Origin of the sequence: Rhodococcus sp. ARC_M5, from assembly GCF_022810405.1 — a bacterium.
Taxonomy (GTDB): Bacteria; Actinomycetota; Actinomycetes; order Mycobacteriales; family Mycobacteriaceae; genus Rhodococcoides; species Rhodococcoides navarretei.
Genome location: NZ_JALGQE010000001.1, coordinates 379,283 through 392,163 on the forward strand (window position 1 = coordinate 379,283; position 12,881 = coordinate 392,163).

Here is a 12,881-nt window from a genome sequence, read left to right on the forward strand (position 1 = left end):
AGGGGAACACTCGGACAGGATCCAAATCGTCGTCGTAGCCATCCGCTTGTCGGAGCCTGTCGGTACGGTTCGGTCATGGGGCGAGTCAGGGTGGGCGCGGTGCAGCTGTGACCGCGAACGATGCCGCCGCGGGCTGGTGGTCGTCTCTGCCGCTGGATCGGGTCGTCCGACTACGCGGTGCCACCGAGCACGAACTTGCCGAGGCCGTGAACCCTCTACCGTCGGGCGCGCCCTCGATCGTTTTCTTCGCGGTCGATCCCGCGACGGCGAATCGCGCCGCCGGCCTCGTGGATGCGGTCGTCACCGGACTGGAGAACGCGGCCGTCGACGCGGTTCCGCTCTGGCTCGGGGAGTTCGCCCACCACGAAGGGTCGTCGACGTTGGATCGGCGCGCGGCACGCGTCACCGCGGTGCGGCTCGCCGCCGATACCCCGCACTTCGGTCCGTACGTCGCGGCTCTCGCGGAGTCCGCGGTCGCGGGGCTTCGGCCGCGTCGAAACGCCTTCACCGTCGAGACCCGAGCAGCGGGGTCGGCTCGGATCCTTGCCTCCGCTCAGCAACGACGCTCCACCGCTCTCGTGTTGGTGGTGCCCTCGGGACTGGATGGCGACGTCATCGGGACTGCGGCGGAATGGTTGTGCAACCACGCGAGGACAGCGGTCTGGGTGACCGGCGGTGGGGCGTCGGGAACGGACAGATTTCCGTCCGTGTCGGTGCGCGCACCCGCGGTGCCCGCCGGCGTCAGCACTGTCCTCGATCGCTTCCGCCCCGTGAGCTACCCACCCATCGCGGGTCAACCACACCCGGCCAGCGAACCCGAGAAACGTCTGTACCGGGCACTCGACCTCCACGAATGGGCCGCCGGCCGCGAACACAACCGCACCATCAGACTCGGCGAGCTGACACGACCGTTCACAGTCGACGTACTGTGGCGCACCGAGAGAATCGTCGTGGAAATCGATGGCAACGAACACCGCGCCGCCGACCGTTTCGCCGAGGACCGCGTCCGCGACAACCAGCTGCAGACACATGGCTACCTGGTGTTGCGCTTCACCAACGCTCAGGTGATCGACGACCCGCACCGTGCGGTAGCTACCATCCGCGAGGCAGTATCGAGAAGACGATCGAAGGGGGATCCTCGATGAGTACCGAAGACCTGAACGGGACCGAAGCAGCAGTGCTGCTGGTCCTGATGGCCGAGTCGAGTCCGGTCAAGAATTCCGAACTCAAGACGATGGGCCCCGAATTGGCGAAGCCGTCTCGCGACAAGCTGAAGAACGCCGGTCTGATCGAGGTGAATTCCTCGGTACGCCCGATGACGCTCGAACTCACCGACAAGGGATGGCGCACCTGCGGCGACCTCATCGGCGGTGAACCACCGGCTCGATCGACCGGAGCCGGTAAGGCGATGTTCACCGTGCTGGCAGGTCTGCGTCGATGGCTCGATCGCACCGACAGTCGCCCAGCAGAGGTGTTCTCACCCCGCGGGGACGAGCCGGCTCCCGTCGACGAGACCGACAAGGCCGTCGACATCGAGGCCTCGATTCGTACGGCCTACGCGCGGCTCGCGCACGAACCCGGCAGCACCGTCCGCCTCTCCAGGCTCCGAAACGAGTTGCGTGACATACCGAGAACGGATCTGGACGACGCCCTGGCGCGCCTGCGCCGCGCCGCAGATGTCGCGCTCATTCCCGAGGAGAATCAGAAGACGTTGACCGACGAGGAACGCGCCGCGGCCGTCGTCGTCGGCAATCAGCAGAACCACCTTCTCTCGATCGAACCATGATGGGTATTGACTCGACGATGACGGACAACGAGCAGATCCGAGCTCTCGAATCGGTGCGGTTGAGCTGGGCACCGACACCCGACGACGTATGGCGTTCCCAGTCCAACGTGCACGTACCGGGGATGCACGAGCGCGTGTTCGTCGAGGTGATGAATGCCTACGCCGACGCGGAGGCCTCCGACGACGCCAGCCCACTCGGCGTCGTCGTGCGCGGCCCCGCAGGTTCGGGCAAGACGCACCTACTCGGCCAGGTACGAGAAGAAGTGCAGCTCGAGGGCGGCTATTTCTTCCTGATCAGGTTGCTCGACGCCGCCGGTTTCTGGCGCTCGACGCTGATGGGGATGCTCGACGACCTGATGCGTCCGTCGGGCCGCGGCTCCGACAGCCAGCTCGGTCTACTGCTCAGACGCCTGTGCGAGATCGGCGAGATCTCCGACGATCAGCGCTCGAAGATCATGGGCGAGAACATGATCGACGCCGAGACCCTCGACGCTTTCGTCACTGCGGTGTACAAGGTTCATCCCCGGCACCGCCGCACGTCGCAGCACACGCTGCGCGCGCTGGTGTTGTCCATCGCCCCGGATTCGGCCGTTCAGGATCTGGGCGACGCCTACCTGCAGTCGATCGACGATGTCGACCCAGAGGAGTTCTCCGCCTGGGGCATTCGCCGGGCCGAGCTGGGCCACCAGGGCATTGCCGAGAACATCTCTCGCCTGCTCGCCATCACCGGCCCGACGATTCTTGCCATCGACCAGATCGACACGCTGGTGGCGCAGTCGCGCACCGGATCGGACCAGGAGTTCGCCGACGCACAGGAAGACAAGGTCGTCGAGCAGCTGGCGCACGGGTTGATGTCCCTACGCGAGACACTCCCCCGCACCGCCTCGGTACTGTCGGCTCTGTCGAGTGCATGGGAACTGATCGCCGCCCGCGGAGTCGCTCCCATGCGAGACCGTTTCCGAGTCACCCAGTCGCTCAAGCCGATTCCGTCGTCTGACATCGGCCGTCTGCTACTCGGGCGACGCCTCGCGGCGTGCTTCCTCGAAGCCGGATTCACTCCGCCGCACCCGACGTGGCCGGTGGCACCCGACGCGTTCGAGCAAGCCCCGGACTTCACGCCGCGCCAACTGCTCATTGCCGTCGATCGCCACATCCGGCACTGCCTCGACACCGGCGTCGCGTCGGAGCTGACGAGCTTCACCGACCGGTCCGGCCCGGCCGATGCGTCGGACCTTCCCAAAGCGCGGATCAACGAACTCGACATCCTCGACGATCGATACCGGCAACTTCGCGAACAGGTGGACGTCTCCGTTCCGCTGCGACCCGACAGCGAGGACTCGATCGTTCCCACACTGCTGTCCGCGGGACTGACCGCGTGGATTCACGAACACCAGTCGTCCGACGACAGCCTGGCCCAGGACCCGCCCCCGAGCGGCAAGCCTGCCCTGCACGCCCGGCTCCGCCACACCGTCGACACCGATACCGACGACGAGGAGCACTGGTGCTTCCGCGCGGTGACGTCCGGCAACGCTCGGGCCGCGCTGGCCCGCGTGGAGCGCGCGGTGACCACGGCGGGCCTCCGGGTCCACATGCCCAAACGGCGGCTGATTCTGATCAGGAACGACCCGTGGCCCAATGGAGCGAAGACCGAGCAGACCATTGCAGCCCTGCGTCGCGCCGGAGGCGTCGTGGTGCCGTTGAGCGACGAGGACCGTCGGGCATTGGCGGCACTGTCGATCCTGCTGAGCGAGAATTCGCCCGCGCTCACCTCCTGGCTGCTCGCGCGCAAGCCGGCACACGACGTCGAATTGTTCGGGGCGGTGTTGCCTGCCGTGAGTGTCGTCGACGACGACACGGCCCTCATCGAACCGGAGACCCCGATCGCCGCTGCGGCACCGGCCGCAGCGCGTCGGCCGTCCATCGTGGTGGGTGCCGAACTGAGCACCGGCGCTGATGTCGCCGTTCCCCTCGAAGCGTTGCGTAAGCACACTGCGATCTTCGCCGGCTCCGGCTCCGGCAAGACGGTGCTGATCCGCCGCCTGGTGGAAGAGTGCGCCCTGCAGGGTGTTTCGGCGATCGTACTCGACGTCAACAACGACCTGGCTCGGCTCGGCACTGCATGGCCGGAGGACGAGCGAACGTGGCCGCCGGGAGACGAAGCCAAAGCGACGGCATACCTGCGCGACACCGATGTCGTGGTCTGGACGCCGCGTAAGTCCGCAGGTCGCCCGCTCAGCTTCCAGCCACTTCCCGATTTCGTCAGCGTCCTCGGCGACGCCGACGAGTTCGAGGCCTCCGTCGAGTCCGCACTGGCATCGCTCGAACCGGCGGCCGGCGTTCTCGGCACCTCGCAGAAGGCCAAACACGGTCGGGCCGTGCTGAAGTCGGCACTCGATCTGTTCGGTCGACGGCCGCACGGCGGGAACCTCACCGACTTCATCGACCTGCTGGAGGAATTCCCCGAGGACGCCAGCGAGATGCGCGACGCCGTTCGCATCGCTGCCGGCTTGGCCGAGAATCTCAAAGCCGCCGCCGCGAACGATCCGATGTTCGCCGGGGCCGGTACACCGGTCGATCCGGCTGTCCTACTGACGCCTGTCGAGGGCAAGAAGGCCAGGGTGTCGGTGATCAACCTGGCCGGTCTGACCACCGATGAGCAGAAGCAGAGTTTCGTCAATCAACTCCAGATGGGCCTGTTCGCGTGGATCAAGAAGAACCCGGCAGGTGACCGGCCACTGGGCGGACTGTTCGTCATGGACGAGGCGCAGAACTTCGCGCCTTCGGACAGGACGACCGCGGCGACACACAGCACCCTCGCCCTCGCGTCGCAGGCACGCAAGTACGGGCTCGGTTTGGTGTTCGCGACCCAGGCTCCGAAGGGCCTGCACAACCGCATCGCAGGCAACGCGTCGACTCAGTTCTACGGCCTGTTGAACAGTCCGTCGCAGGTCGAGGCGGCCAAGGAGATGGCGCGCGTCAAGGGCGGTTCGGTTCCAGACGTCGGACGACTACCGGCAGGTCAGTTCTACGCGGCGGTCGAAGGAGCCGAGTTCCGCCGTACTGCCACTCCTTTGTGCTTGTCTTACCACCCGAAGAGTCCGCCGACCGAGGAAGAAGTCATCGAACTCGCGCGTTCCTGACAGCACCCGGCCGACCCTGGCACACTGGATCCGATGAAAAACCTCGCTCGCGGGGAGAACTGCCCCGCTCCGGCCGGTCCGTTGACGGTGAACCTCGCCGCGTCGACTTCCGTCGACGTCTCCGCGCTCCTTCTCGGGCCTGACGGCCTGGTGCGATCGGATGCGGACTTGGTGTTCTACAACCAGCCGTCCGCTCCCGGCGTCGAGTATCGCCGTACACCCGCCGGGCATCTGCTGGTGTTCGACGCCACCGCCGTCCCCGCCGGTGTGGACACCGTTGCCGTAGCGGCATCGCTCGACGGAACAGGACCCGCGACGTTCACGGCTGCGGGTCCGACGTCGGTGACGGTGTCCGACGCGTCGGGTACCGCGCTGGTCGGGTTCGCGGCCGATGCGCTCGGGGACGAAAGCGCCCTGGTGTGTCTCGAGTTCTACCGGCGCGGCGATCAGTGGAAGATCCGCGCCGTCGGCCAGGGTTATGCAGATGGCCTGGCGGGGTTGGCCACGGCCTTCGGTATCAGCATCGAAACGGACGAGCCACCTGCGCCCGCCGAGTCGCCCTCACCCATCACCGATTCGACCGTGAATTCACCTGCCCGACAAGGAGTTCTGGCCATGAGAAGCGAACTGTTCGCGCCCGCCCACGCCGAGGTCCCCGGCTCGGGTATCCAGAAGCAGGGCAGCAAGATGTGCCGAATCGGGATGAACGGCGACATCATGGCTCGAGCCGGTTCGATGGTCGCCTATCAAGGAAATCTGCAGTTCGAGGCCAAGGGCTCCGGCGGCATCGGCCGGGCTCTGAAGCAGGCGTTGTCCGGCGAGGGTGTTCCACTCATGAAGGTCACCGGCCAGGGGGACCTCTTTCTCGCCAACGCCGCCCAGGACGTTCATCTGATCGACCTGGACGGCTCGGACGGTCTGACCATCAACGGTGCCAACGTCCTGGCCTTCGAATCCACACTGAGCTACGACATCAAACGGGTGCAGGGTGCCGCGGCCGGCGGCAATGCGGGCTTCTTCAACTGCGTGTTCACCGGCCGGGGCCGCATTGCCATCACCACCGACGGTGTTCCGGTGGTGCTGAACGTCGATCAACCGACGTTCGCCGACCCGCAGGCGGCCGTCGCATGGTCGTCCTCCTTGCAGACCAGGGTCAAGAAGAACGACTCGTTCGGTCTCGGTACGCTCATCGGCCGCACGACCGGAGAACGATTCACCCTCGAGTTCGCCGGCCAAGGATTCGTCGTGGTTCAACCCTCGGAGCAGCCTCCGGGTGGGCTGGTGGGTGGCACCGGGGGCGGAGAGCAGGCCGGCGTCGGCGGGGCGCTCGGCGGCTTGTTGGGTAGGTGAGCCCTGCTACCAAGCAAAAGTACGGAAGCGGATTCCGCCGCGCAGTTCGCCCAGATGTGCGGCCACGGCCCGCAACCATTGCCCCCGCGATATCTTGGTGATGCGCCGCGGTATCAACGGATTCCCCAAGGTCAGCATCATCCACCAGTACAGAACACGGCGAATCTTGACAGGCGGACAACCTCTGTCCCGATACAAACCCTGCACCTGCGCGAAGCCGTAACCGAGAATGTAAGACTGCCGAACCAAGGGTCTCAGATCCTCGCGGAGACGGTAACCGACCAACGCCGTCCGCTCGAACCCCAGGCTGAATCCATTGAGTTGTGCGCGCCAACTGAATTCGACATCCTCACTCGCTTTTACGTCGGAATCCATACCGCCGAGTTCCCGATAGACAGATGCCCAGCACCCCAAGCTCGCCCCGATCGCGAACGGGAGAAAAGCCGACTTCCCCTGTTGTTCCGGCGGCGTCGTCGGCGTCCTATCCAGTGCCCTATCCGTATTGATCGAGCCGGTTTCAATTGCAGTTCCGACCACGTCGTGCCACGCCGCGCACCTGATCAGTGCATCAAGCCAGGTCGGATGAACCACGTCGTCCGCGTCGCAGAAAGCCAGAAAATCGCCGGTAGCAAGGCGAGCGCCGGTATTACGGGCGAATGCGGCACCGCGACCACCCACGGCCTCCACAAATTTCAATCCTGGAATATCGAGATCGCCACACTGCTCTTGCAATGGAACAGCCGAATTGTTGTCGGCCACTATCACTTCGGTCAAGCCAACATATGTCTGCGCAGCAATAGCTTCGAGCTGTTTCTCGAGCTGTGGCCAAGAATTATGCGCGGGAATCACTACTGAGACCGATGGATACTCCGGACGAAGTTCTCCATTGCCCTCACCGGTGCCCGGTACGCCCGACCTCGACAGAAGGATCACCCTTTCGATCGAACTTTTAACGGCACTGCGAGTCAATCACATCTGACAGAACAGTGCGCGACACAGGTCTTCGAAACTGAAAAGCCCACCCTCGGGTCCGAGAGTGGGCTTTTCGAGAACCAGGCTTACTTGGCCTTTTCGAGAACCTCGACCAGTCGCCAATGCTTCGTGGCGGACAGCGGGCGGGTCTCCATGAGCTGAACGCGATCGCCTACGCCGGCGTCGCCCTTCTCGTCATGTGCCTTCACCTTGGTGGTACGACGGATGATCTTGCTGTAGAGGGGGTGCTTGACCCTGTCCTCGAGCTCGACCACGATCGTCTTCTCCATTTTGTCGGATACGACGTAGCCGATCCGAACCTTACGGTTGTTGCGCTCTTCAGTCACAGTCTTTTCCTCGCTCATGCCGCGTCACCTGCAGTGTCCTCGGAAGGACCAGATGCCAAGCCGAGCTCACGCTCGCGCAGGACGGTGTAGATGCGCGCGATCTCGTGACGGACGGTGCGCAGTCGACGGTTGTTGTCCAACTGGCCGGTAGCCATCTGGAAACGAAGGTTGAACAGCTCTTCCTTCGACTCACGCAGCTTGGTGACCAGCTCTTCACCGGTGAGCTCGCGGAGCTCTGCGGCTGGGGTTCCGGTAGCCATCAGAACTGCTCCTCCCTGGTGATGATGCGTGCCTTGATGGGCAGCTTGTGGATGGCGCGAGTCAGTGCCTCACGCGCGATGGTCTCGTCGGGGTACGACAGCTCGAAGAGCACGCGACCCGGCTTGACGTTCGCGATCCACCACTCGGGCGAACCCTTACCGGAACCCATGCGGGTCTCGGCAGGCTTCTTGGTGAGGGGGCGGTCCGGGAAAATGTTGATCCAGACCTTGCCGCCACGCTTGATGTGGCGAGTGATCGCGATACGGGCGGACTCGATCTGACGGTTGGTGATGTAGGCGGGCTCGAGAGCCTGGATGCCGTAGTCACCGAATGTCACCTGAGTTCCGCCCTTGGCGGCACCCGAACGCTTCGGGTGGTGCTGCTTGCGGTGCTTGACCCGGCGGGGGATCAACATGCGTCAGCCCTCCTGAGTGGGCTCGGTCGAGGCCGGAGCCTCGGTTGCGGATGCCGCGCGGCCGGCCTCGGTGCTGGTCGCCGTGGTGCCCGAGGCACCGCTGCGACGCGGACGAGTGGGACGCTCACGACGGGGACGGTCTGCACCGGCGGCCGGGGCCGCAGCGGCAGCGAGTTCACGCCGTCCGCCGACGATGTCGCCCTTGTAGATCCAGACCTTCACGCCGATGCGGCCGAAGGTGGTCTTGGCCTCGTACAGCCCGTAGTCGATGTCGGCACGGAGAGTGTGCAGGGGAACGCGTCCCTCGCGGTAGAACTCCGAGCGAGACATTTCAGCGCCACCGAGACGGCCGGAGCACTGAACACGAATGCCCTTGACGTTCGGCTGACGCATGGCCGACTGGATGGCCTTACGCATTGCGCGACGGAATGCGACGCGGTTGCTGAGCTGCTCGGCAACACCCTGGGCCACGAGCTGAGCCTCGGACTCGGCGTTCTTGACCTCGAGGATGTTGAGCTGAACCTGCTTGCCGGTCAGCTTCTCGAGAGCTCCGCGGATGCGGTCGGCCTCGGCACCACGACGTCCGATGACGATGCCCGGACGTGCCGTGTGGATGTCCACGCGGACACGGTCACGGGTGCGCTCGATCTCGACCTTCGCGATGCCCGCGCGCTCCATGCCGGTGGCAAGAAGCTTGCGGATCTCGACGTCTTCCTTGACGTACTCCGAGTACTGCTTGTCTGCGTACCAGCGCGACTTCCAGTCAGTGGTGATACCCAAGCGGAAGCCGTGCGGGTTGATTTTCTGACCCACTACTGAGCCCCTTCCTTGGACGCCTGGCCCTTACGACGGTTGCGAGACGTTCCGCCGGTCTTGGGCAGGCTTTCGACGATCACCGTGATGTGGCTGGTGCGCTTGCGGATCCGGAATGCCCGGCCCTGAGCGCGCGGCTGGAATCGCTTGAGGGTTGCACCCTCGTCGACGAATGCAGTGGCGACGATCAGCGTGCTGGGATCAAGATCCAGGTTGTTCTCGGCGTTGGCTGCTGCGGAGGCGATCACCTTGGCGACCGGCTCGCTCGCTGCCTGCGGCGCGAACTTGAGGATGTTGAGCGCGTCCTCGACGGAGCGCCCACGAACCAGATCCACGACGCGACGTGCCTTCATCGGCGTGACGCGAACGTGCTTCGCTACGGCCTTGGCAGTCGGATTGGCGGTGGGGGTGAAGTTGGTCATCGCCTCTTCGCCTTCCGGTCGTCCTTGATGTGACCCTTGAACGTGCGGGTCGGTGCAAATTCCCCGAGCTTGTGGCCGACCATGGAGTCGGACACGAACACCGGTACGTGCTTACGACCGTCGTGGACGGCGAAAGTGTGACCGATGAAGTCGGGCAGGATTGTCGATCGACGGGACCAGGTCTTGATGACCTGCTTGGTTCCCTTGTCGTTCTGGACGTCAACCTTCGCGAGGAGGTGATCGTCTACGAACGGGCCTTTCTTCAGGCTGCGTGGCATTCTGAACTCCCTCCTAGCGCTTGTTCTTGCCGGTACGACGACGACGGACGATGAGCTTGTCGCTCGCCTTGTTCTTGCGGGTACGGCCTTCCGGCTGTCCCCAGGGGCTGACCGGGTGGCGTCCACCGGAGGTCTTGCCCTCGCCGCCACCGTGCGGGTGGTCGACCGGGTTCATCACGACACCACGAACGGTCGGGCGCTTGCCCTTCCAGCGCATGCGGCCGGCCTTGCCCCAGTTGATGTTCGACTGCTCGGCGTTGCCGACCTCGCCGACGGTTGCGCGGCAGCGCACGTCGACGCGACGGATTTCACCGGACGGCATACGCAGGGTGGCGTAGGGGCCTTCCTTGCCGAGGAGCTGAATGCTCGCTCCGGCGGAGCGGGCCATCTTCGCGCCACCACCCGGACGGAGTTCGACCGCGTGAATGGTCGTACCCGTCGGGATGTTGCGCAAGGGCAGGTTGTTGCCGGGCTTGATGTCGGCATTGGCACCCTGCTCGATCGGCGATCCCTGGGCGATGCCCTTGGGTGCCACGATGTAACGCTTCTCGCCGTCTGCGAAGTGCAGCAGTGCGATGTTCGCGGTGCGGTTGGGGTCGTACTCGATGTGAGCGACCTTGGCCGGCACGCCGTCCTTGTCGTTGCGACGGAAATCGATGAGACGGTACGCGCGCTTGTGACCGCCACCCTTGTGCCGGGTGGTGATACGACCGTGTGCGTTACGTCCACCGCGACCGTGCAGCGGGCGGATCAGCGACTTCTCGGGGGTCGAACGCGTGATCTCAGCGAAATCGGAAACGCTGGAGCCACGACGGCCCGGGGTTGTCGGCTTGTATTTACGGATTGCCATGAGTCTTCTCGTCCTCTATATCCGAAGAGTCCCAGCCGCTTACGCGACCGGACCTCCGAAGATCTCGATGGGCTTGCTGTCGGCGGAGAGTGTTACGAGCGCGCGCTTGGTGTCCTTGCGCTTGCCGTAACCGAACCGGGTCCGCTTACGCTTGCCCTGACGGTTCATCGTGTTGACGCTGGTCACGGTGACGTCGAAGATTTTCTCGACGGCAATCTTGATCTGCGTCTTGTTCGAGTCCGGGTGCACCAGGAACGTGTACGTGCCTTCTTCGATCAGCCCGTAGGACTTCTCGGAGATGACCGGTGCCAGCAAGATGTCGCGGGGATCGGCGATCGTGGTCACTTGCTTGCCTCCTCGTTCTTTGCAGGCCCAGCGATGAAAGTGTTCAGCGCTTCCACGCTGAAAACGACATCATCGGCGTTGAGCACGTCGTAGGTGTTGAGCTGGTCGGGTGCAATAGGGTGCACGCCGTCCAGGTTCTGAACGCTCTTCCAGGCTGCGATGTCCTCGCGGCCGACGACGAGCAGGACCTTCTTGCGGTCCGAGATCTCGGCGAGGAACGTCTTGGCACCCTTGGTGGACGGAACCTGTCCGGCAACCAGTTCGGTGATGACGTGCAGACGCTCGCTGCGGGCCCGGTCGGACAGGGCTCCGCGCAGTGCAGCGGCCTTCATCTTCTTGGGAGTCCGCTGGCTGTAGTCGCGCGGCTGCGGTCCGTGGACCGTGCCACCACCGACGAACTGAGGAGCGCGGGTCGAGCCCTGACGGGCGCGGCCGGTGCCCTTCTGCCGGTACGGCTTCTTGCCACCGCCGCGAACCTCGCCACGAGTCTTCGTGGAGTGGGTTCCCTGACGAGCAGCTGCAAGCTGTGCGATGACGACCTGGTGCAGCAGCGCGATGTTCGCCGGTGCGTCGAAGATCTCCGCGGGGAGATCGACGGTGCCGTTGGTCTTGCCGCCGGCTTCCTTGACATCGAGCGTCAGCTTGGTCTCGGTGTTCTTCTCGAGGCTGGTCATGCCCGTGCACCACCCTTCAATGCAGACTTGACGATCACGACGTTGCCGCGACGGCCCGGGATTGCTCCCTTGATCAGCAGCAGACCGTTCTCGCTGTCCACCTTGTGGACCGAGAGGTTCTGCGTCGTGACGCGGTCGCCACCCATACGTCCGGACATGCGCATTCCCTTGAAGACGCGACCGGGTGTTGCGCAGCCACCGATGGATCCGGGGCGACGGTGCACGGCCTGTGCGCCGTGGCTCGCTCCCTGGCCCTTGAAGCCGTGACGCTTCATGGTTCCGGCGAAGCCCTTGCCCTTGCTGGTGCCGGTGACGTCGACGTATGCGCCGTCCTCGAACACTGCAGCGGTGAGCTCCTGTCCGACCTCGAACTGCGAGGCGTCGGCAACGCGGATCTCCACGATGTGGCGACGCGGGGTGACACCTGCCTTCTCGAACTGGCCGGTGGTGGGCTTGTTCACCTTGCGCGGGTCGATCGCACCGAATGCGACCTGGACGGCGCTGTAGCCGTCACGTTCCTGGGTGCGGATCTGGGTGACCACGTTGGGGCCTGCCTTGATCACGGTCACCGGAACGACGCGGTTGTTCTCGTCGAAGACCTGGGTCATTCCGAGCTTGGTGCCCAGAATTCCTGTCGCAGGCCGGTTCTTGTTATCAGTCATCGTTGTCTCCGCGCTCACTGGATGTTGACGTCGACACTGGCCGGGAGGTCGATGCGCATGAGCGCGTCCACCGTCTTCGGTGTCGGGTCGAGGATGTCAATGAGCCGCTTGTGAGTACGCATCTCGAAGTGTTCGCGCGAGTCCTTGTACTTGTGCGGCGAACGGATGACGCAGTACACGTTCTTCTCTGTCGGCAACGGCACCGGTCCGACGACGCGGGCACCCGTACGGGTGACCGTTTCGACGATCTTGCGCGCTGACGCGTCGATCGCCTCATGGTCGTAGGCCTTGAGCCTGATGCGGATCTTTTGTCCCGCCACGCTTAGTGTCCTTTTCTTGCCGCTTGGTCGTAGAACGGGCCGTTCGGCCTGCTCCACCTCGTCTGCACAGTCCCCGAGCCGGGGGAATCCCTCCGACTCGAACTGCCTTCGTGCACACACGACAGTGAAAAACGTTGACGACCAGGCGTGACCTGTATCCGTTGCCGCTCTTCATCTGTCATGGTTCTCCGGTCCACGCGGTCGGGCGTGTCGTGATTCCGCTCATTCTTCTGCGCTGAAACTTTC

The 12,881-nt window shown here is 64.4% G+C and carries 16 protein-coding genes; 4 read left to right on the top strand and 12 right to left on the bottom strand.

The window, feature by feature from the left end:
• Positions 1-107: 107 nt before the first annotated feature.
• Genes MTX34_RS01845 through MTX34_RS01860 form a run of 4 tightly spaced genes read left to right on the top strand, consistent with a single transcriptional unit; the run spans position 108 to position 6,276 of the window.
• The gene (locus MTX34_RS01845) at positions 108-1,145 is read left to right on the top strand and encodes an endonuclease domain-containing protein (RefSeq protein WP_243608239.1); all 1,038 of its coding nucleotides are present in this window, start codon (positions 108-110) and stop codon (positions 1,143-1,145) included.
• Positions 1,142-1,786 (top strand): hypothetical protein, encoded by a 645-nt coding sequence (locus tag MTX34_RS01850; RefSeq protein ID WP_243608240.1) that lies wholly within the window; start codon positions 1,142-1,144, stop codon positions 1,784-1,786. The genes MTX34_RS01845 and MTX34_RS01850 overlap by 4 nt, the downstream gene beginning before the upstream one ends.
• Positions 1,787-1,803: 17 nt before the next feature.
• Positions 1,804-4,926 (top strand): ATP-binding protein, encoded by a 3,123-nt coding sequence (locus tag MTX34_RS01855; RefSeq protein ID WP_243608241.1) that lies wholly within the window; start codon positions 1,804-1,806, stop codon positions 4,924-4,926.
• A 33-nt stretch (positions 4,927-4,959) separates the two neighbouring features.
• Positions 4,960-6,276 (top strand): AIM24 family protein, encoded by a 1,317-nt coding sequence (locus MTX34_RS01860; RefSeq protein WP_243608242.1) that lies wholly within the window; start codon positions 4,960-4,962, stop codon positions 6,274-6,276.
• Positions 6,277-6,282: 6 nt separating this feature from the next.
• Here MTX34_RS01860 and MTX34_RS01865 read toward each other — a convergent pair whose 3' ends face one another.
• From MTX34_RS01865 to rpsJ, 12 genes are all read right to left on the bottom strand, one after another.
• A complete protein-coding gene (locus MTX34_RS01865) occupies positions 6,283-7,209 on the bottom strand; it encodes a glycosyltransferase family 2 protein (protein ID WP_243608243.1) in 927 nt (308 codons plus the stop codon).
• A 125-nt stretch (positions 7,210-7,334) separates the two neighbouring features.
• On the bottom strand, positions 7,335-7,613 hold the full coding sequence (gene rpsQ / locus MTX34_RS01870; protein ID WP_032397542.1) for a 30S ribosomal protein S17: 279 nt from the start codon (positions 7,611-7,613) through the stop codon (positions 7,335-7,337).
• On the bottom strand, positions 7,610-7,855 hold the full coding sequence (gene rpmC, locus MTX34_RS01875; RefSeq protein WP_027496314.1) for a 50S ribosomal protein L29: 246 nt from the start codon (positions 7,853-7,855) through the stop codon (positions 7,610-7,612). The genes rpsQ and rpmC overlap by 4 nt, the downstream gene beginning before the upstream one ends.
• Positions 7,855-8,271: a 50S ribosomal protein L16 gene (rplP, locus tag MTX34_RS01880; protein ID WP_027496313.1), complete on the bottom strand. Its 417-nt coding sequence runs from the start codon at positions 8,269-8,271 to the stop codon at positions 7,855-7,857. The genes rpmC and rplP overlap by 1 nt, the downstream gene beginning before the upstream one ends.
• A gap of 3 nt (positions 8,272-8,274) precedes the next feature.
• Entirely contained in the window at positions 8,275-9,084 is an 810-nt protein-coding gene (gene rpsC, locus MTX34_RS01885; RefSeq protein ID WP_027496312.1) for a 30S ribosomal protein S3, read from the bottom strand.
• A complete protein-coding gene (gene rplV, locus MTX34_RS01890; RefSeq protein ID WP_037188319.1) occupies positions 9,084-9,506 on the bottom strand; it encodes a 50S ribosomal protein L22 in 423 nt (140 codons plus the stop codon). Before rplV ends, rpsC begins: the two co-directional genes overlap by 1 nt.
• Positions 9,503-9,784 carry a 30S ribosomal protein S19 gene (rpsS, locus tag MTX34_RS01895; protein ID WP_008718309.1) on the bottom strand — a complete coding sequence of 94 codons (282 nt, stop codon included), beginning with the start codon at positions 9,782-9,784 and terminating at the stop codon, positions 9,503-9,505. Before rpsS ends, rplV begins: the two co-directional genes overlap by 4 nt.
• A 13-nt stretch (positions 9,785-9,797) precedes the next feature.
• Complete coding sequence (gene rplB, locus MTX34_RS01900) at positions 9,798-10,634, bottom strand: 50S ribosomal protein L2 (RefSeq protein ID WP_008718311.1); 837 nt, start codon at positions 10,632-10,634, stop codon at positions 9,798-9,800.
• Between the two features lie 39 nt (positions 10,635-10,673).
• Positions 10,674-10,979, bottom strand: a complete 306-nt coding sequence (rplW, locus tag MTX34_RS01905) for a 50S ribosomal protein L23 (protein WP_027496310.1) — start codon at positions 10,977-10,979, stop codon at positions 10,674-10,676.
• A complete protein-coding gene (rplD, locus tag MTX34_RS01910) occupies positions 10,976-11,653 on the bottom strand; it encodes a 50S ribosomal protein L4 (RefSeq protein ID WP_008718317.1) in 678 nt (225 codons plus the stop codon). The genes rplW and rplD overlap by 4 nt, the downstream gene beginning before the upstream one ends.
• Positions 11,650-12,315: a 50S ribosomal protein L3 gene (gene rplC, locus MTX34_RS01915; RefSeq protein WP_027496309.1), complete on the bottom strand. Its 666-nt coding sequence runs from the start codon at positions 12,313-12,315 to the stop codon at positions 11,650-11,652. Before rplC ends, rplD begins: the two co-directional genes overlap by 4 nt.
• A 14-nt stretch (positions 12,316-12,329) precedes the next feature.
• Positions 12,330-12,635, bottom strand: coding sequence for a 30S ribosomal protein S10 (gene rpsJ, locus MTX34_RS01920; RefSeq protein WP_003938093.1), 306 nt, complete (start codon positions 12,633-12,635; stop codon positions 12,330-12,332).
• Between the last annotated feature and the right edge of the window lie 246 nt (positions 12,636-12,881).

Coding starts and splice junctions, on each gene's coding strand:
- MTX34_RS01850 (WP_243608240.1), top strand. CDS start 1,142: ATGAGTACCGAAGACCTGAACGGGACCGAAGCAGCAGTGCTGCTGGTC.
- MTX34_RS01855 (WP_243608241.1), top strand. CDS start 1,804: ATGACGGACAACGAGCAGATCCGAGCTCTCGAATCGGTGCGGTTGAGC.
- MTX34_RS01860 (WP_243608242.1), top strand. CDS start 4,960: ATGAAAAACCTCGCTCGCGGGGAGAACTGCCCCGCTCCGGCCGGTCCG.
- rpsQ (WP_032397542.1), bottom strand. CDS start 7,613: ATGAGCGAGGAAAAGACTGTGACTGAAGAGCGCAACAACCGTAAGGTT.
- rpmC (WP_027496314.1), bottom strand. CDS start 7,855: ATGGCTACCGGAACCCCAGCCGCAGAGCTCCGCGAGCTCACCGGTGAA.
- rplP (WP_027496313.1), bottom strand. CDS start 8,271: ATGTTGATCCCCCGCCGGGTCAAGCACCGCAAGCAGCACCACCCGAAG.
- rplV (WP_037188319.1), bottom strand. CDS start 9,506: ATGACCAACTTCACCCCCACCGCCAATCCGACTGCCAAGGCCGTAGCG.
- rpsS (WP_008718309.1), bottom strand. CDS start 9,784: ATGCCACGCAGCCTGAAGAAAGGCCCGTTCGTAGACGATCACCTCCTC.
- rplB (WP_008718311.1), bottom strand. CDS start 10,634: ATGGCAATCCGTAAATACAAGCCGACAACCCCGGGCCGTCGTGGCTCC.
- rplD (WP_008718317.1), bottom strand. CDS start 11,653: ATGACCAGCCTCGAGAAGAACACCGAGACCAAGCTGACGCTCGATGTC.
- rplC (WP_027496309.1), bottom strand. CDS start 12,315: ATGACTGATAACAAGAACCGGCCTGCGACAGGAATTCTGGGCACCAAG.